The 18,535-nt window shown below is 70.1% G+C and carries 11 protein-coding genes; 7 read left to right on the top strand and 4 right to left on the bottom strand.

Annotated elements, in window-relative coordinates:
- Nucleotides 1-414 precede the first annotated feature (414 nt).
- The 7 genes from VV867_RS31130 to VV867_RS05030 all read left to right on the top strand — a co-directional run bounded on the left by VV867_RS31130 (nucleotide 415) and on the right by VV867_RS05030 (nucleotide 9,203).
- Nucleotides 415-1,353 (top strand): AAA family ATPase, encoded by a 939-nt coding sequence (locus tag VV867_RS31130; RefSeq protein WP_442965003.1) that lies wholly within the window; start codon nucleotides 415-417, stop codon nucleotides 1,351-1,353.
- 136 nt (nucleotides 1,354-1,489) lie between these two features.
- Nucleotides 1,490-1,789 (top strand): ArsR/SmtB family transcription factor, encoded by a 300-nt coding sequence (locus VV867_RS05055; RefSeq protein WP_208604341.1) that lies wholly within the window; start codon nucleotides 1,490-1,492, stop codon nucleotides 1,787-1,789.
- A 124-nt stretch (nucleotides 1,790-1,913) separates the two neighbouring features.
- On the top strand, nucleotides 1,914-3,182 hold the full coding sequence (locus VV867_RS05050) for an OmpP1/FadL family transporter (protein WP_109934963.1): 1,269 nt from the start codon (nucleotides 1,914-1,916) through the stop codon (nucleotides 3,180-3,182).
- 214 nt (nucleotides 3,183-3,396) lie between these two features.
- Entirely contained in the window at nucleotides 3,397-4,533 is a 1,137-nt protein-coding gene (gene ssuD, locus VV867_RS05045) for an FMNH2-dependent alkanesulfonate monooxygenase (RefSeq protein WP_109934964.1), read from the top strand.
- Nucleotides 4,534-4,619: 86 nt separating this feature from the next.
- Nucleotides 4,620-6,149: an FAD-dependent oxidoreductase gene (locus VV867_RS05040; RefSeq protein WP_328565772.1), complete on the top strand. Its 1,530-nt coding sequence runs from the start codon at nucleotides 4,620-4,622 to the stop codon at nucleotides 6,147-6,149.
- Nucleotides 6,150-6,403: 254 nt separating this feature from the next.
- Entirely contained in the window at nucleotides 6,404-7,993 is a 1,590-nt protein-coding gene (locus VV867_RS05035; RefSeq protein WP_109934966.1) for an ABC-F family ATPase, read from the top strand.
- A gap of 199 nt (nucleotides 7,994-8,192) precedes the next feature.
- Entirely contained in the window at nucleotides 8,193-9,203 is a 1,011-nt protein-coding gene (locus VV867_RS05030) for an alpha/beta hydrolase family protein (protein ID WP_328565771.1), read from the top strand.
- A 347-nt stretch (nucleotides 9,204-9,550) separates the two neighbouring features.
- Here VV867_RS05030 and mgtA read toward each other — a convergent pair whose 3' ends face one another.
- The 4 genes from mgtA to VV867_RS05010 all read right to left on the bottom strand — a co-directional run bounded on the left by mgtA (nucleotide 9,551) and on the right by VV867_RS05010 (nucleotide 18,480).
- Nucleotides 9,551-12,271, bottom strand: coding sequence for a magnesium-translocating P-type ATPase (gene mgtA, locus VV867_RS05025; RefSeq protein WP_328565770.1), 2,721 nt, complete (start codon nucleotides 12,269-12,271; stop codon nucleotides 9,551-9,553).
- Between the two features lie 86 nt (nucleotides 12,272-12,357).
- Nucleotides 12,358-16,023, bottom strand: a complete 3,666-nt coding sequence (locus tag VV867_RS05020; protein WP_328565769.1) for a translocation/assembly module TamB domain-containing protein — start codon at nucleotides 16,021-16,023, stop codon at nucleotides 12,358-12,360.
- Nucleotides 16,020-17,717, bottom strand: coding sequence for an autotransporter assembly complex protein TamA (locus tag VV867_RS05015; RefSeq protein WP_442965002.1), 1,698 nt, complete (start codon nucleotides 17,715-17,717; stop codon nucleotides 16,020-16,022). The genes VV867_RS05020 and VV867_RS05015 overlap by 4 nt, the downstream gene beginning before the upstream one ends.
- 115 nt (nucleotides 17,718-17,832) lie before the next feature.
- Entirely contained in the window at nucleotides 17,833-18,480 is a 648-nt protein-coding gene (locus tag VV867_RS05010) for a GNAT family N-acetyltransferase (protein WP_109933722.1), read from the bottom strand.
- Nucleotides 18,481-18,535 lie beyond the last annotated feature (55 nt).

The raw sequence follows: 18,535 nt of genomic DNA, 5'->3' as shown, positions 1-18,535 counted from the left end.
TTGGTATCTCCCTGAACTGGATGGAATGGATAACTGCGAATGGCTGCGATTCTAGGCCGACGGAGGGGGCGGACAAGCTGGCGGGGCAGCGGCGGATTGCTTCGCCGGCCCTCGGGGAAACGGATATCCAGTGGAGCACTCGTTCGTTATCGCTTCTTTATTTCCGTCATTGCAGGCAAAGAAGATTCCATGACCTCCAAACAGACAACATGGATATTGCCTGCAGAACTAAGCAAATAACCGTAGTGAATAAACATTCTAAACAGGCCCGAAGATTTTCCTGCCGCCTCGCCTGTCCCCTGCCACACGCTTTCGCCGGTACATGAAAATGCCTTCGCGCCATTTATCGCCGGGGCGCGGCCGCCTTTATAGTGCTCGGCCAGCCAACGGCCCCCGCACGGATATCCCCTCGCCATGAACAGCCACAGCCACAACCACAGCCGCCACATCAATCCCGACCACTTCCTGGAAACGCCCGGCGGCCGCCTCTACACCCCCGAGCGCAGCGCCCTGGCCTGGCGCCAGGCCTACGCCGCACTGGACCGCGCGCTGGCCAGCGCCCCGGCCGGCAGCACGCTATTCCTGGTGATCGGCGTGCAGGGCGGCGGCAAGACCGCCTGGGTGCAGCGTCACGCCGCCGCGCTGGGCGACACCGCGTACTTCTTCGACGCCGCCCTGCCCGGCGCCGCGCATCGCCGCCAGGCCCTGGAAACCGCCGCGCGCCACGGCGTGCCGGTGGTGGCCGTATGGCTCGACACCGCCCTGGAACTGGCCCTGGCGCGCAACCGCGCGCGCCGCGAGGACCACCGGGTGCCGGAAGCAGCCATCCGCAGCGTGCACGCCCGCTTCGAGGCACCGCAGGCCAGCGAGGGTTTCCTGCGCATCGAAGTGCTGCGCGAGGCGCCCAACAAGGCCTGCCCGGTGCTCGTGCGCCAATGTGACGAACTGCAGGTGCTGGCCTTCCACCACCCGCTGGCCGGCCTGCAGCTGGTCAAGGGCACCCTGGAGGCCGGCGAATGCCCGGCCGCGGGGGCGCTGCGCGAATTGCGCGAGGAAAGCGGAATCGCCGACGCGCGGGTGCTGGCCGAACTCGGCAGTTGGGACAGCGGCTTCGCCGGCCAGGTCTGGTCCTTCCAGCTGTGCCAGGCGGCCCAGGCCCTGCCGGAGCGCTGGACACACCGCGCCGAGGACGATGGCGGCCACGACTTCGCCTTCTTCTGGCAGCCCCTGGCGCAAGCGCCGGGCCCTTCCTGGCACCCGCTGTTCCAGAACGCGCTGGCCTGGCTGCGGCAGCGCTCGGCCCAGCTGGCCGCCCTCGTCGAAGCGGCGCGGACGGCCCCGCGGCAAGGCTGAGCCCACACCAAGACTTTCAATTTTCCTATACTGTTCGCCAGCAGCGGCCCGCCTCCGCTCCGGCGAACCGGCCGGCGATTTGTGCCAGCCGGCGCTTTCCCTATACTGCCCGCCTCTTCCACCCACCGAGGGCCCCATGGATATCCAGCAGATGCGCCAGGCCGCCGCCGAGGCCGCCACCACCTTGCGCTCCCTGAGCCACCCGGACCGCCTGATGCTGCTCTGCCAGCTGAGCCAGGGCGAACGCTCGGTGGGTGAGCTGGAGGAACTCCTGGGCATCCAGCAACCCAACCTCTCGCAGCAACTCGGCGTGCTGCGCAGCGAAGGCCTGGTCGACACCCGCCGCGACGGCAAGCGCATCTTCTACTCGGTGAAGGACCCCAAGGTACTGCACCTGCTGAGCACCCTCTACCTGCTCTACTGCCCGCAACCCTGACGTCTTCATATTGCCGAAAGGAATATTAAAATAAATTAATATTATAGTTAGATATTATACATTCTATTAAATTGACATCTCTTCAGGCGGCAAGGTGCCGCCTCGCCATGGGGAGTGTCGATTCATGCAAGTCCAGTCACGTCTGCTGCTCGGCCTGGTGGCCCTGGGCGGGCTCGCCAGCCCGGCGGCCCAGGCCACCAACGGCTATTTCTTCCACGGCTACGGGATCAAGGCACAGGGCCAGGCCGGGGTCAGCATCGCCCAACCGCAGGACGCCCTCGCCGCCGCCAACAACCCGGCCGGCACCGCCTGGATCGGCGACCGCCTGGACCTGGGCGCGAGCCTGTTCGCCCCGGACCGCAGCGCCAGCATCGAGGGCAACGGCGCCGGCGCCAACGGCCACTACAACGGCAACGCGCGCAACCTCTTCCTGATCCCCGAGTTCGGCGTCAGCAAGCAGCTCAACGAGCGCCTGGGCGTGGGCCTGGCGGTGTACGGCAACGGCGGCATGAACACCGACTACCGGCGCAACCCCTACGCCGCCTTCGGCAGCCGCGGCAGCGCCGGGGTGGACTTCAGCCAGGTGTTCCTCACCCCCTCGGTGGCCTACCGCTTCAGCGAGCGGCAGTCCTTCGGCGCCGCGCTGAACATCGTCTACCAGCGCTTCGCCAGCAAGGGCCTGAGCGCCTTCGCCAACCCGATGTTCTCCAGCGACCCGGGCAACCTCGACGACCGCGACCACGACAGCTCCACCGGCGTCGGCGTGCGCCTGGGCTGGCAGGGCCAATTGACCGACGAACTCACCCTGGGCCTGACCTGGGCCTCGAAGATCAAGGCCGACAAGTTCGACCGCTACGCCGGCCTGTTCGCCGACGGCGGCAGCTTCGACGTGCCGGAGAACTACGGCGCCGGCCTGTCCTACAAGCTGACTCCGCGCCTGACCCTGGGCGCCGACGTGCAGGAGATCAAGTACGGCCACGTGACCTCGGTGGGCAACCCGTTCGACGCACAGCAGCTGTTCGCCGGCAACCAGCTCGGCTCGAAGAACGGCCCCGGCTTCGGCTGGCGCGACATCACCGTGTACAAGTTCTCCGCCAGCTACCAGCTGAGCCCGCAGCTGACCGTGCGCGGCGGCTACAGCCATGCCGAACAGCCGGTGCCGAGCAGCCAGACCTTCCTCAACATCCTCGCTCCCGGGGTGATCCGGGACCACGCCAGCCTCGGCCTGACCTGGAGCCCGTCGGCGGACAACGAGCTGAGCCTGGCCTACACCCACGGCTTCGAGGAGAAGGTCAAGGGCAGCGGCTCCATCGACCCGGCCTTCGGCGGCGGCGAGGCCGACCTGAAGATGAGCCAGGACATCCTCGGCGTCGGCTACGCCTGGAAGTTCTGACCCGCCAGCTGTTGCCCAGACAACAGCGGATCAACACTTTGCCCGCCCAGCAACAGCCCGCCGCCGCCGTGGCGGGCTGCAGGCCGCGAATCCCGGCGCTGGCACAGGGCTTGCCTTTTCCGCGGCGAGCCCTCCCACCTACAAGACTCACCGCCACGCGTGCATTCCCGGGGCAACGCCCCTTCCTTTCGACGATGGCAACGAGGACACCTTCATGAGCCTGGATATCTTCTGGTTCCTGCCCACTTCCGGCGACACCCGCTACCTGGGCCATTCCGGCAGCGGCCGGCCGGCGACCAACGAATACATGCGGCAGATCGCCGTGGCCGCCGACCAGCTCGGCTACGACGGCCTGCTGATCCCCACCGGCGCCAGCTGCCTCGACCCCTGGGTGACCGCCGCCAGCCTGGTGCCGGTGACCCGCCGCATCAAGCTGCTGGTGGCGCTGCGCACGTCCCTGGGCAACCCCACCGCCTCGGCGCGCCAGGCGGCCACCCTCGACCAGGCCAGCGGCGGCCGCCTGCTGCTCAACGTGGTGCCCGGCGGCGACGCCACCGAGCTGGCCGCCGACGGCGTGTTCTATTCCCACGACGAACGCTACGAGGCCTCCGACGAGTTCCTCGACATCTGGCGGCGCCTGCTCGGCGGCGAGACCGTCGACCACGACGGCAAGCACCTGCAGGTGCGCGGCGCGCAGAACTTCTTCCCGCCCGTGCAGCAGCCCTACCCGCCGCTGTACTTCGGCGGCTCCTCCCCCGCCGCCCACGAGCTGGCGGCCAAGCACGTCGACGCCTACCTGACCTGGGGCGAGCCGCCGGCGGCGGTGGCCGAGAAGATCGCCGACGTGCGCCAGCGCGCCGCCCGCCACGGCCGCACGGTGCGCTTCGGCGTGCGCCTGCACGTGATCGTGCGCGAGACCAACGAGAAGGCCTGGGCCGCCGCCGAGGAACTGATCAGCCACCTGGACGACGCCACCATCGCCGCGGCCCAGGCCAACTACGCGAAGATGGATTCCGAAGGCCAGCGGCGCATGGCGGCGCTGCACGGCGGCGACCGCAAGCGCCTGGAAGTCGCCCCCAACCTCTGGGCCGGCGTCGGCCTGGTGCGCGGCGGCGCCGGCACCGCCCTGGTGGGCGACCCGCAGACCGTGGCGGCGCGCCTGCTGGAGTACGCCGCGCTGGGCGTGGACAGCTTCGTGCTGTCCGGCTACCCGCACCTGGAGGAAGCCTACCGCTTCGCCGAACTGGTGTTCCCGCTGCTGCCGGGCAAGGGCCGGGTGACGGTCGACGGCGTGCTCACCGGCGGCGCCTTCGACGTGCGCGCAGGCCAGGGCAAGGAGCACGCGGCCTGACCGCGCCTCGACGAGCGTAGGCGTGCGCCCGGGCGCCGGGGGCTATCCTGAAGCGGTGACCTTCAGGAAAAGACGAGGAACAAGCGATGAGCGACCATCCATCGTCCCCACCCGGCCCCGACTTCGCCCAGGGCGTGCCCCTGGCGGACATCGTCGAAGGCAGCCCGCTCGCCGGCCAGGTCGGCGGCGAAGCGGCGCTGCTGGTGCGCCAGGCCGGCCAGCTGTACGCCATAGGCGCCACCTGCCCGCACTACGGCGCGCCCCTGGCCGAGGGCCTGGTCGACGGCGACACCCTGCGCTGCCCCTGGCACCACGCCTGCTTCCGCCTGCGCGACGGGCGCCTGCTGGGCCCGCCGGCACTGGACGACCTGCCGCGCTGGCAGGTGGACTGCCGCGACGGCAAGGCCTACGTCGGCGCCCCCCTGCCCACCCCCGCGGCGGACCTGCCGGTCGGCGCGCAGGCACCGGCCTCGGTGGTGATCGTCGGCGGCGGCGCAGCCGGCAACGCGGCGGCCCTGGGCCTGCGCCACGAGGGCTACGACGGGCCCATCACCCTGCTCAGCGCCGACCCGGCCGCGCCCTACGACCGGCCCAACCTGTCCAAGGACTACCTGGCCGGCAGCGCCGACCCCGCCTGGCTGCCGCTGCGCCCGGCGGACTTCTACGCCAGCCAGCGCATCGAACTGCGCTGCGACACCCGCGTCAGCCACATCGACACTGCGCACAAGAAGCTGACCCTCGCCAGCGGTGAGGAACTGGACTACGGCGCCCTGGTGCTGGCCACCGGCTCCGCGCCGGCGCGCCTGGACGTGCCCGGCGCCGACCTGCCCCACGTCCGCGTGCTGCGCAGCCTCGCCGACTGCGACGAGCTGATCGCCCGTTGCGCCACGGCCCGCCGCTGCGTGGTGGTGGGCGCCGGCTTCATCGGCCTGGAGGTGGCCGCCTCGCTGCGCGCCCGCGGCCTGGAGGTACAGGTGGTGGCGCCAGGTGCGCGGCCCATGGAGCACGTCCTCGGCGAGGCCCTGGGCGACATGCTCCGGGCCCTGCACGAGGCCCACGGCGTGGTCTTCCATTTCGGCACCGGGGTCACGGCGATCGAGGCGCAGCAGGTCCGGCTGGCCAACGGCGCGACACTGCCGGCGGACCTGGTGGTGGTCGGCATCGGCGCCCGCCCCGAGCTGGACCTGGCCCGCGACGCCGGCCTGCGCCTGGACAAGGGCGTGCTGGTGGACGCCTGGCTGCGCACCAGCGCCGCGGACGTCTACGCCGTGGGCGACATCGCCCGCTGGCCGGACGCCCGCACCGGCGAGGCGATCCGCGTGGAGCACTGGGCGGTCGCCGAGCGCCAGGCCCTGGTGGCGGCGCGCAACATCCTCGGCCACCAGGAGCGCTACACGGCAGTGCCGTTCTTCTGGACGCAGCAGTACGACGTCGGCATCAACTACGTCGGCCACGCCGAGCGCTGGGACCGCATCGACGTCGACGGCGACCCTGCGGCCCACGACTGCCGGGCGACCTACTGGCTCGACGGCAAGGCGCTCGCCGTCGCCACCGTGGGGCGCGACCGGCAGAGCCTGGAGGCCGAGGCCGCCTTCGAGAAACAGACACCGGATTAGCCCCGTCCGGCACGACCGGCCATGCAAGGACAGGCCCATCTATGCGACAATCCGCGGCCTGTCCGGCATGAACCCCGCCCTTTAAGCGCAACAGCTTGGACATCGCGTCCAGATGCTGCTCTTCGCGCACGTCCGCTGGATGCACCGGCGCCCACGCAAATCCGGGCCCCGGAAACCCAGATTGGTATCGAATTGGTATCGGCCCGCTGCCAACACTGGCCCAGCGGCTCGCAAGTCATTGATAGGTAAAGCCCTTGATCTCCACCGCCAACATCACCATGCAGTTCGGCGCCAAGCCGCTGTTCGAAAACGTCTCCGTCAAGTTCGGCAACGGCAACCGCTACGGCCTGATCGGCGCCAACGGCTGCGGCAAGTCCACCTTCATGAAGATCCTCGGTGGCGAGCTGGAGCCCTCCTCCGGCCAGGTCATGCTGGAAAGCAACGTGCGCCTGGGCAAGCTGCGCCAGGACCAGTTCGCCTACGAGGACTTCACGGTGATCGACACCGTGATAATGGGCCACGAGGAACTGTGGAAGGTCAAGGCCGAGCGCGACCGCATCTACGCCCTGCCGGAAATGAGCGAGGACGACGGCATGGCCGTGGCCGAGCTGGAGGTGCAATTCGCCGAGTTCGACGGCTACACCGCCGAGTCCCGCGCCGGCGAGCTGCTGCTGGGCCTGGGCATTCCCCTGGACCAGCACTTCGGCCCGATGAGCGCCGTGGCCCCGGGCTGGAAGCTGCGCGTGCTGCTGGCCCAGGCGCTGTTCTCCGACCCGGACCTGCTGCTGCTCGACGAGCCGACCAACCACCTGGACATCAACACCATCCGCTGGCTGGAAAACGTCATCACGGCGCGCAACAGCACCATGATCATCATTTCCCACGACCGCCACTTCCTGAACAGCGTCTGCACCCACATGGCCGACCTGGACTACGGCGAGCTGCGCCTGTTCCCGGGCAACTACGACGAGTACATGACCGCGGCCGAACAGGCTCGCGAGCGCCTGCTGTCGGACAACGCCAAGAAGAAAGCGCAGATCGCCGAGCTGCAGACCTTCGTCAGCCGCTTCTCGGCCAACGCCTCCAAGGCCAAGCAGGCCACCAGCCGCGCGCGCCAGATCGACAAGATCCAGCTGGAAGAGGTCAAGCCGTCCAGCCGCGTCAGCCCCTTCATCCGCTTCGAGCAGTTCAAGAAGCTGCACCGCCAGGCGGTGACCCTGGAGAACGTCAGCCAGGGCTTCGACGGCGTGCCCCTGTTCAAGAACCTGAGCCTGCAGGTGGAAGCCGGCGAGCGCATCGCCATCATCGGCCCCAACGGCATCGGCAAGACCACCCTGCTGCGCACCCTGGTCGGCGAAATGCCGCCGCAGGCCGGCGAAGTGAAGTGGACCGACAGCGCCGACGTCGGCTACTTCGCCCAGGACCACGCCGAGGACTTCGAAGAGGACTACAACCTGTTCGACTGGATGGCCCAGTGGACCCAGGGCGGCGAGCAACTGGTGCGCGGCACCCTCGGGCGCATGCTGTTCTCCAACGACGACATCAAGAAGTCGGTGAAGGTGATCTCCGGGGGCGAACAGGGCCGCATGCTGTTCGGCAAGTTGATCCTGAAGAAGCCCAACGTGCTGCTGATGGACGAGCCGACCAACCACCTGGACATGGAGTCCATCGAGGCGCTCAACCTGGCCCTGGAGAACTACCCGGGCACGCTGATCTTCGTCAGCCACGACCGCGAGTTCGTGTCTTCCCTGGCCACCCGCATCATCGAGCTGTCGGAGAACGGCGTGACCGACTTCAGCGGCAGCTACGACGACTACCTGCGCAGCCAGGGCGTGATCGTCTGACGCCCCCGCCAGGGGATGCCACGCCGGCATCCCCTGCGCCCCTCCCCCGCAACGCCCTTCCCCCCACCGTCGATCCGCCGCCCGCGCGCAAGCGAAATTGGCGCGTACCATGCAGGGGATGTCCTCACCGTGGCGGCCGGCCGCGCCCAGGCGCACGGCAACGCCCGATCCAGAGGCTGCGTTGGGGGTGGAGAGCACCATGTCGGGGCGATTCGTCTGTTGCGTTCTGCTACTGATCTTCTCACTGGCGGCCAGCGCCCAGACGCTGAACGTCGGTTTCCATCGCCTGACCCTCGACGACCCGCTGGACCACCGGCCGATGCGCGCCATCGCCTTCTACCCGACGCGGGCCGCGGTTTCGCCCACCACCCTCGGCCTGTTCACCCTGCCGCTGGCCGAGGAAGCCCCGGCGGTGGCCGGGCGCCACCCGCTGCTGGTCATCTCCCACGGCAACGGCGGCACCCCGCTGGCCCTGCGCGACCTGGTGCTGGCCCTGGCCCGGCGCGGCTTCGTGGTCATCACCCTGGTGCACCCCGGCGACAACCTCCACGACCAGAGCCGCCTGGGCGCCCTGAGCAACCTCTACGGCCGCCCGCTGCAGGTCTCCGAAGCCATCAGCGCGGCCCTGGCCGACGAACGCCTGGCACCGCTGCTGGACCCACGGCGCATCGGCGTGATCGGCTACTCCGCCGGCGGCGAGACGGCGCTGATCCTCGCCGGCGCCCAGCCGCGCCTGGAGCGCCTGCGCCGCTACTGCACGCAGCGCCCGGACGACCGCGACGCCTGCAGCGCCGGCGGCGAGCTGCTGGCCGACCGCAGCGACCTGGCGCCCATGGCCGACCCGCGGGTGGGCGCGGCGATGCTGCTGGCGCCGCTGGGGCTGATGTTCGGCAGCCGCGAGCTGGCCGACGTGAACATCCCGGTGCTGATCTACAGCGGCGACAACGACAAGGTGCTGGATTGGACGCGCAACGCCGCCGCCCTGGCCCGCAAGCTGCCGCGCAGCGCCGACTTCCACGTGCTGCTGGGCGCCGGCCACTTCGTCTTCATGGCCCCCTGCAACGACGAGGAAACCGCAGCCACCCCGGGCCTGTGCAAGGACGCGGAAGGGGTGGACCGGGTGGCCATCCACCGCAACCTGATCGGCGACGCCCAGCGCTTTTTCGACGAGGCGCTGCAGCCGGAGCAGGTGCAGGCGATGTTGCGCTGAGGTGGGTCGCGGGGTTGGGTTGGGGATTTGGGATTTCGTAGGAGCGAGCTTGCTCGCGAAGGGTGTTCACCTGTCGCTACGGTGTTTTGGGGTGAGCGCCTTTCCCTCTCCCCAGCCCTCTCCCTGAAGGGAGAGGGGGCTAGTCCGTGCCGAGATAAGTCATGGCTTCAACCTTGAATTACGTGCTTGCCGGCTAACTCCAGAACACCCAACCCTGCCCAACGGTCCCCTCTCCCTTCAGGGAGAGGGTTAGGGAGAGGGCGCTCTTCGGCACAACACCAAACTCCCCCGACAGAACCCCCTTCGCGAGCAAGCTCGCTCCTACGAGAGCCCGCGGTACCCGCACCCTACGACCACCCATACCGCAGCGCGAACCAGCCCTTCACCGCCTGGGTCAGGCCCATGTAGCCCAGCAGTATCGCCACCAGCCACGGCCAGTAGCCCGCCGGCAGCGGCTGCATGTGGAAGTAGCGCGCCAGCGGCCCCATCGGCAGGAAGATCGCCAGCGCGCCTATGGCCGCGGTCATCGCCAGCAGCGGCCAGGAGGCGCGGCTCTGCAGGAAGGGGATGCGCCGGGTGCGGATCATGTGCACCACCAGCAGTTGCGAGAGCAGCCCCTCGACGAACCAGCCGGACTGGAACAGCGCCTGGTGCGCCGGGGCGTTGGCGCCGAACACGTGCCAGAGCAGCAGGAAGGTGGTGATGTCGAAGATCGAGCTGAGCGGCCCGAAGAACACCATGAAGCGCCCCAGGCCGTCGGGGTTCCACTGCTGCGGGCGGCTCAGCTGCTCGGCGTCCACGCCGTCGAAGGGGATGGCGATCTGCGAGATGTCGTACAGCAGGTTCTGCACCAGCAGTTGCATGGGCAGCATCGGCAGGAAGGGGATGAAGGCGCTGGCCACCAGCACGCTGAACACGTTGCCGAAGTTGGAACTGGCGGTCATGCGGATGTACTTGAGCATGTTGGCGAAGGTGCGCCGCCCCTCCACCACGCCCTCCTCCAGCACCATCAGGCTCTTCTCCAGGAGGATCAGGTCGGCCGCCTCCTTGGCGATGTCCACCGCCGAGTCCACCGAGATGCCGATGTCCGCGGTGCGTAGCGCCGGGGCGTCGTTGATGCCGTCGCCGAGGAAGCCCACCACGTGGCCGCGCTCGCGCAGCACGCGGACCAGGCGTTCCTTGTGCGTCGGCGTCAGCTTGGCGAACAGCGTGGTGCGCTCGGCCAGCTCGCCCAGCGCGGCGTCGTCGATGTCGTCCAGCTGCGGGCCCAGCAGCACGCCGTCGACCGCCAGGCCGACGTCGCGGCAGACCTTCAGCGTCACCCGCTCGTTGTCGCCGGTCAGCACCTTCACCGCCACGCCGTTGGCGGCCAGGGCGCGCAGGGCCGGGGCGGTGGTCTCCTTGGGCGGGTCGAGGAAGGCGATGTAGCCGTCCAGGCACAGCCCCTGCTCGTCGGCCAGGCCGTAGGTGTCGCGGTTGGGCGGCAGCTCGCGGGTGGCCACCGCGACCACCCGCAGGCCGTCCTGGTTGAGCGCCTCGGCCACCGCGCGGATGCACGCCAGGCGTTCGCCGGTCAGCGGCTCGACGCCTTCGCGCTCGCGCACCGAGGTGCACACCGCCAGCACTTCCTCCAGGGCCCCCTTGCAGATCAGCAGGTGGTGGTCGTCGCGCTCGCTGACCACCACCGACATGCGCCGGCGGGCGAAGTCGAAGGGGATTTCGTCGACCTTGCGGTAGCGGCTGTCCACCCGCAGCGCCTGGCGCAGTTCCACGTGTTCGAGCACGGCCACGTCCAGCAGGTTCTTCAGCCCGGTCTGGTAGTGGCTGTTGAGGAAGGCCAGCTGCAGCACGCGGTCCTCCACCTCGCCGAAGGCATCGGTGTGGCGCTCCAGGACGATGCGGTCCTGGGTCAGGGTGCCGGTCTTGTCGGTGCAGAGGATGTCCATGGCGCCGAAGTTCTGGATGGCGTCCAGGCGCTTGACGATGACCTTGCGCCGGCTCAGCGCCACCGCGCCCTTGGCCAGGGTCGAGGTGACGATCATCGGCAGCATTTCCGGGGTCAGGCCGACGGCGATGGACAGCGCGAACAGCGCCGCCTGCAGCCAGTCGCCCTTGGTGAAGCCGTTGAGCAGCAACACGATGGGCGCCATCACCAGCATGAAGCGGATCAGCAGCCAGCTGACCTTGTTGACCCCGGCCTGGAAGGCGGTGGGCGTGTGGTCGCTGGCGATCACCCGCTCGGCCAGCGAGCCGAAATAGGTCTGCGCGCCGGTGCCGACCACCACCGCGCGGGCCGAGCCGCTGACCACGGTGGTGCCCATGAAGCACAGGCTGTCGCGCTCCAGCGGGTTGCCCTGGCGGGCGTCGCGGACCTGGGCGAACTTCTCCACCGGCAGCGACTCGCCGGTGAGCGCCGCCTGGCTGACGAACAGGTCCTTGGCGCTGAACAGGCGCACGTCCGCCGGCACCATGTCGCCGGCCGACAGCCACAGCACCTCGCCGGGCACCAGTTGGCGGATCGGCACCTCCAGGCGCTGCGCCGAGCCCTGCCCGCCCTCCGCGCAGCGGAACACGGTGGCGGTGTTGCTGACCATGGCCTTGAGCTGCTCGGCGGCGTCGTTGGAGCGTTTCTCCTGGACGAAGCGCAGCAGGGTGGAAATGCCCACCATGGCGCCGATCACCACCGCCGCCGGGCTGTCGCCGGTGAACAGCGACACCAGCGCCAGCACGCTGAGCAGCAGGTTGAAGGGGTTGCAGTAGCACAGCCACAGGTGCGTCCACCAGGGCATGGGGCGCGCCTGGTCGACCTCGTTGAGTCCGACGCTGTCGCGGCGCTCGGCGGCCTCGGCCTCGCTGAGGCCCTCGCGGCGGCTGCCCAGCCGTTCGAACAGCGCCTGCGGCTCCAGCACCGACCACTCCAGCAGGCCCTGGGCCAGTTGCGCCGGGGCCTGGCGTCCGGCCGCCGAACCACGCAGCAGGTCGAGCAGCACCAGCCGGCGCAGCTGCCGGGCGGGCAGGCCCTTGTTGAGGAACTCCAGCAGGTGGGTCCGGATCTGTTCGAAACGCATGACGACTCCCCATCACTGCCGCCCTGGCCGGCGGCAGCGGGAGTCTGCGAGGTGTTCCTTAAGGCGCCATGAAGACCAGGGGGCCCTTAGAAGTCGCGCTTGTAGAAGATGTCCAGCGAGCTGGCCAATCCGCTGGCGGCTTCCAGGTAGACCTTCTTGCTCAGCAGGTAGCGCAGGGCGATGGTGTTGGCCGGTTCGAACACGCCCACGCCGTAGCGCAGGCTCAGGCGCTCGGAAAGCTGGCCGCTGGCGACCACGCTGGTGCTGTTGCCGGTGCCCTCGGTGCCCAGTTCGAAGTCCTTGATGCCCAGTTGCCGGGCCACCTCGCCGGTGACCGGCGCGCTGCCGGCCAGGCCCAGGGCCAGGGCGGCCTCGCCGAGCATGTTGCTGTCCTCGCCGGTGGACAGCGGGCGGCCCATGACCAGGTAGGACAGCGCCTGCTCCTGGCTCATCGCCGGTTCCGAGAAGACCTCGCTGCGCGGCTGCTCGGCGTTGCCCGACAGGCGCAGGCCGGCGACCACGTCGTCGACCTTGCGGATCGCCTCGATGTCCAGGTACGGCTGGTCGATGGGGCCGGCGAACAGCAGCCGCGCGCGGCGGATGGTCAGCTTCTGGCCGTAGGCGCGGTAGCGGCCCTTGTTCAGGCTCAGCTCGCCGCGGGTGTCCATGTCGTTGCCGACGTGCACCTGGCCGGCCAGCTCGGCGCCCAGGCCGAAGCCTTCGAAGGTCAGCTTGTCCTGGCCGACCAGCACGTCCACGTCCATGGCCAGGTGGGTGCCGCTGGCCTCCTTGGGCGGGGCACCGACGATCACGGTGTCGTCGGAGAGCTTCACCGTCGAGGGCGGCAACTGGCGGATGACGATGGCCCCGCGCGGCACCTGCACCTTGCCGGCGACGCTGAGCTTCTGGTCGGCCATGCGCAGCGCCAGGTCCGGGGTGACTTCCAGGGTGGCGTAGGGCTCGACCGTCACCGGCAGGTCGGTGCCGCGCAGCGCCAGGTCCATGTCCAGGCCCTGGCTCCAGGCCAGGTAGCCGCCCAGGCTGCCGTTGCCCTTGTCGCCGCCGCTCCAGGTGCCGCTGAGGTCGACGCGCTCGCCGGCGATGCGCGCCAGCACCTGCAGGTTGGCCACCCGCGTCGGCAGGTCACCGCCGGACAGCTCGCCGCCGGACAGCCGCAGCTCGCCGTCCAGGCGCGGCTGCAGCAGGCCGCCGGAAATGCGCCCGCTGCCATCCAGGCGGCCCTTGAGGGTCTCGACCATGGGCACGAAGGGCCGCGCCACCGCCAGGTCCAGCCCGGCCAGGGTGAAGCTGCCGGTCAGCGGCTTGCTCTTCGGCCGCGGGTCGAGCACGGCCTGGGCTTCCAGGGTGCCGAGCTTGTTGCCGTGGAACTGCAGGCTGCTGTCGATGCGCGTGGGCGTCAGGCGGCTTTCCAGGCGCAGGCTCTGGTACGGGAAGTCGACCCACTGCTCCTGCTCCTTCAGGCGCAGGGTGCCGGCGCCGGCATCCAGCAGGATGTTGCCGCTGGGGCCGCGGGCCGGCAGGTCGAGCTTGACCTCGCCGTTGAGCTTGCCCTGCCAGGCGAAGTCCTCGGGCAGCCAGCGCGCCAGGCTGTCCAGCGGGAAGTCGCGCAGTTGCCAGCGCAGTTGCGGCTCCGGCAGCAGGCGCTGCTCACCGCCGCACAGGCTGGCCGCGCCGGAGGCCCAGCAATGCGCGCCGAGGTTCAGCCGGCCGTCGGCCAGGCGCTCCAGGCGCGCCGGCTGCTGCAGGCGCCAGTCCTGGCCGCCGCTCTGGATCTCGCCCCTGGCCAGGCGGCCGCGCCAGTCGCGGCCGTTCCAGCTGCCGTCGAAGCCCAGCGCCAGCACCAGCGGGCGGCCCTGCAGGGACAGGTCGAGCTGCTGGCGTTGCAGGTCGCCCTGGCCGCTGGCCTTGAACTGGCCGAAGCGCGTCTCGCCGGCGCGCACGCCGTCGGCCAGCAGTTCCAGGCGGCCACGCTGGGCGGCATCGAGGCGGGCGCCGAGGTCGAGGCTGCGCACGCCGTTGTCCTGGAAGGCCAGGCGCTGGCCCTTGAGGCTCAGCTCGCCCTGGGGCGCCTTGAGGCTGCCGGCCAGGTCGAGGCGTCCGTTCAGCTGGCCCTGCAATTGCGGCCAGAGCTGGCCCAGGCGCGCCAGGGCGATGTCCAGGCGCCCGGCCAGGCGCTGGTCGAGGCTGGCCTGGCCGCTGATGCGGTTGTCGCCCAGGCGCAGCTCCAGGCCGTCGACTTTCCAGTTCTGGCCCTGGCCGTTGGCGGCGGTCTTGAAAACCGCCGGCTGGCCGCGCAGGCGCCCCTGCAGGTCGAGGTTGGCCTGCAGGGCGAGCACGCCATCCTTGTAGCTGCCCTGGCTGCTCAGCGGGCCGGCCAGCGTGCCCGGCAGCTCGGCCACCCAGTAGGCCGGGTCGAGATCGCTCAGCTTCAGTTGCGCGTCCCAGGCCAGGCTGCCGGCGAACTTCAGGCCCAGGCTGCCCTCGGCCTTGCCCTGGCCGGCGGTGAGCTGCAGCGACGGCAGGTGCACCTCGGCGAGGTTGCCGGACACCGGGCTGCTCAGCTGGAAGGCCCCGGCCGGGCCGCTGAGCTCGGCGGCGAAGTTGCCCAGGTAGGCCTCGTCGCGGTACTGCAGGTCGGCCTGCAGGCGGTGCATGGCCACCGGCGGCGGCTCCATGGGGTACAGGCGCAGCCAGGGGAAGTCCAGCCAGTCCAGCCTGGCGTCGGCGGCGAAGCCCTCCTGCCAGTCGAGGCGGCCGCTCAGGCCCAGGCGCTGTTCCGGCGCGGCGCTGAGGTTCAGCGCGGCGATGTCCGCGCCCTTGGCGTCGACGCGGCCCTGCAGGGCCAGGGCGACGTCGCCGCCCTCCCCCGGCAGCACCGCCGAGCCGCTGACCTGGTAGCCGGCGGCCAGGTCGCCCCTGGCCTGCAGCAGCACCTTGTTCAGCACCAGGGTGTCGGGCAGGTCCGCTGCGCCGCGGAAGCCGTCGGCAGTGATCTTCGCGCTGGCCGGCAGGTTCTCCGCCAGCGGTTGCAGGTCGCCGCTCAGGTGGCCTTGCAGGTAGCCGCTGCTGTCGGCCTCCAGCAATAGGTGGCCGAGCAGTTCGCCCTTGGCTTGCAGCTTCAATGCCCAGGGCTGCTCGCCGGGCGCCGGCAGGCGCAGGCTGCCCTGAGCCTGCAGCGGCCAGTTGCCCTGGGGGACGAGCAGCCCGCTCAGGTCCACGGCGAAGTCGCCGCGGGCGGCCTTGAGGGCGTCGATGTGCAGGCCGTCGGCCTCCCAGTGGGCGCTGGCCTGGACGTTGCTGACCTGTTCGTTGCCATCGAGCAGGAAGCTGCCCAGGCGCACTTCGCCCAGGCGCACCGCCAGCGGCAGCTTCAGCGCCGGCAGCCGGATCGGCCCTTCGCTGGGTTCCGCAGGCCCCGGCGCCAGGCGCAATTGCACGCGCTCGACCACCAGGCGGTCGATGCACAGCGCCCCCTGCAGCAGGCACGCCGGCGACCAGGCGAACTGCGGCCGCTCGACCTCGAGCGTGGTGGCGCCGTCGCTCCAGGCCAGGTGCTCGGCCTGCCAGGCCCCGCCCAGCCGGCCGGCATAGCCCTGCACCTGCAGGCCCGGCACCAGGCCCAGGGCCCAGCGGCTGCCGGCCTCGCTGCCGAGGATGGCGAACAGCGCCACGGCCAGCAGCAGGATCAGGCCGAGCAGCGCGGCCAGGAAGTATTTCAGCAGGCGCGTCACAGCTCGGGCCCCATGGAGAAGTGGATGCGCCAGCCGCCACCCTCGTCCAGGCCGTCGGCCAGGTCCAGGCGCAGCGGCCCCACCGGCGACACCCAACGGATGCCGAAACCGACGCCGGTCTTGATCGAGGGGAAGTCCAGCGAGTTGAAGGAGTTGCCCTGGTCGATGAAGGTCGCCAGGCGCCATTTTTCGGCCAGCGGGTACTGGTACTCGACGCTGCCGGCGACCATGTAGCGCCCGCCGATGCGGTCGCCCTGGGAGTTCTTCGGCGACAGCGTCTGGTAGTCGTAGCCGCGCACGCTCTGGTCGCCGCCGGCGAAGAAGCGCAGCGACGGCGGGATGCTCGAATAGTCGTTGGTGGCGATGAAGCCGACCTGGGCGCGGCCGAGCAGGCGGTGGCCGCCGGCGAAGGTGGTCAACCCGCGGGCCTGCGCGCTGACGTGGGCCAGGTCGGCGTCGGCCAGCAGGCCCTCCTTGGCCACCTTGGTCTCCAGCTGCAGGCGGTAGCCCTGGTGGGGGTCGACCTTGTTGTCGGCGTGCAGGATGGAATAGCCGAAGCCGGGCATGAGGAAGCTGCTGTTGCCCGAGTCGTCGCCCAGCAGGTATTCCTCGTGCAGCCAGCCCAGGGAGAAGGAGCGCTGCCAGCCGCTGGGCAGCTTGCGCAGCCATTCGCCGCCGATGGTGAACTGCTTGCTCTCGGTGTCCACCAGGTCTTCGTTCTGGTAGCCGGTGGTGAAACGCAGCTTGTCGGTCAGCGGCGGGTCCAGCGGCACCTCGTACCAGGCGCCGACGTTCTGCCGCGGCCCCGAGACTTCGGCTTCGGTGCCCAGGCTGTGGCCCTGGGGGTTGACCCAGTGGCGCGTCCAGCTGAACTTGGCGCGCGGCCCCACGTCGGTGGAGAAGCCCAGGCCGACGCCCAGGGAACGCGGCTTGCGGGCGGTCAGGTGGACCGCCACCGGAATGCTCTCGCCCTTGGCCTGCAGGGGCGATGCGTCGACGCGCACGCCGTCGAAGTAGCCGCTGGACTGCAGGGCCTGGTTGAGGTCGGCGATGAGTTCGGAGTCGTAGGCCTCGCCCTGGTGGAAGGGCACCATGCGCCGCAGCAGTTCCTCGTCGAAGGGGAAGTCGCCGCTGAAGCTGACCGCGCCCAGGGCGTAGCGCGGGCCGCTGGCGTACACCAGCTCGATGTCGGCCACCCCGGCCTCGGGGTCGACGCGCAGTTGCTGGCGGGTGAACTGGCCGCGGAAGAAGCCGAAGCGCGAGGCCTGGTTCTGGATCAGCCGCTTGGCGTCCTCGTAGGTGCCGTGGTTGAGCTGCGCGCCGGGCTTGAGGCCATCGCCGGCGGGAGTGCGGAAGCTTTTCAGCTTCGCCGCCGGGCCCTCGATGCGGATGTCGACCGTGCGCAGCTTCACCGGCTCGCCGGGCGAGACGTCGATGCGCAGGCGCGGGGTCTTGTCGTCGCCGCGCACCCGCGCGCGGATGCGCGCCTGGTAGTAGCCCAGCGCCTGGGCGGCCTGCACGGCCTGCTGCTGGACCGTGCGGCGCAGGCGTCGCAGGGCGGTTTCGTCGCGCCCTTCCACGCTGCCCACATAGGCCTCGATATTGGCCTTGAGCGCAGAGTTGGCGGGGTCGATACGTACGTCGAGCTGGCTTTCCGCTGCCACTGCCGCGCCGATCCAGCACAGCAGGCCCATCAGCGCTAGCCGAATCGTTCCTTGGAGTCTCATGGCGCGAGATGCTAGCACGATGGCCGTGACAATCCAGCGCCGCGGCCCCTGCGCCGCGGCTTTGCGCGATGGCGAGGGGCTATCAGCCCTCGCGGGCCAGGCGCGATTCCGGTTGGGGGTTGGGGTGGAACAGCACGTGTTCGCGGATCGGCCCCAGGGCCACCTCGCCCACCTCCTCGTAGCCGTGGCGGCGGTAGAAATCCAGGTAGCGGGCGTTGCCAGTGTCCAGCACCAGGCCCTGGGAATTCGCGTCCTCGGCGCACCAGGCATGCAGGGCGTCGAGCAGCTGTTCGCCGAGGTGGCGGCCCTGGAATTCCGGGTGCACGCCCAGCAGCGGCAGCACGTGGTAGGGCCCTGGCGGCAGGCAGCCGAGCACCGCCTCGTGGTAGCCCAGGTAGCGCCGCGTGCAGCGGAAGCCGGTGGTGAGCAGCATGCGCATGCGCCAGGCCCAGCTGTCGGTGATGTCCAGGCGGCGTTGCGGCGGCGCGATCAGCGCCACTGCGACCAGACGCTCGTCGATCACCAGGCCGAGCACCGGCAGGTCCTCGGACAGGTGCCGGTTGGTCAGCTCGCGCACGGTGGCGCGCACCCGCTGGTCGAAGCCGGGGCGGTCGCTTTCGAACAGGTAGGCGAAGGTCGGCTCGTGGCGGTAGGCGTGGTAGAGCAGCGAGCGGATCTCCCGGGCATAGGAATCGCCCAGGAAGCGGACTTCGGCGAGCGTCTCAGGCATGCGGACACCTCTTCTTATACTGTTGTGGGCCCAGAGCCGAACCCTAGCAGCGCCG

It is taken from the genome of Pseudomonas sp. JH-2, from assembly GCF_036231725.1.
Classification (GTDB): domain Bacteria; phylum Pseudomonadota; class Gammaproteobacteria; order Pseudomonadales; family Pseudomonadaceae; genus Pseudomonas; species Pseudomonas delhiensis.
Note: the sequence above shows the minus strand (reverse complement) of the source record. Positions and strands in the feature narration are given on the sequence as shown.

Bases quoted from the DNA above. Each gene is read 5' to 3' on its own strand.
- VV867_RS31130 (WP_442965003.1), top strand. From the start codon at position 415: ATGAACAGCCACAGCCACAACCACAGCCGCCACATCAATCCCGACCAC.
- VV867_RS05055 (WP_208604341.1), top strand. From the start codon at position 1,490: ATGGATATCCAGCAGATGCGCCAGGCCGCCGCCGAGGCCGCCACCACC.
- VV867_RS05050 (WP_109934963.1), top strand. From the start codon at position 1,914: ATGCAAGTCCAGTCACGTCTGCTGCTCGGCCTGGTGGCCCTGGGCGGG.
- ssuD (WP_109934964.1), top strand. From the start codon at position 3,397: ATGAGCCTGGATATCTTCTGGTTCCTGCCCACTTCCGGCGACACCCGC.
- VV867_RS05040 (WP_328565772.1), top strand. From the start codon at position 4,620: ATGAGCGACCATCCATCGTCCCCACCCGGCCCCGACTTCGCCCAGGGC.
- VV867_RS05030 (WP_328565771.1), top strand. From the start codon at position 8,193: ATGTCGGGGCGATTCGTCTGTTGCGTTCTGCTACTGATCTTCTCACTG.
- mgtA (WP_328565770.1), bottom strand. From the start codon at position 12,271: ATGCGTTTCGAACAGATCCGGACCCACCTGCTGGAGTTCCTCAACAAG.
- VV867_RS05015 (WP_442965002.1), bottom strand. From the start codon at position 17,717: ATGGGCCTGCTGTGCTGGATCGGCGCGGCAGTGGCAGCGGAAAGCCAG.
- VV867_RS05010 (WP_109933722.1), bottom strand. From the start codon at position 18,480: ATGCCTGAGACGCTCGCCGAAGTCCGCTTCCTGGGCGATTCCTATGCC.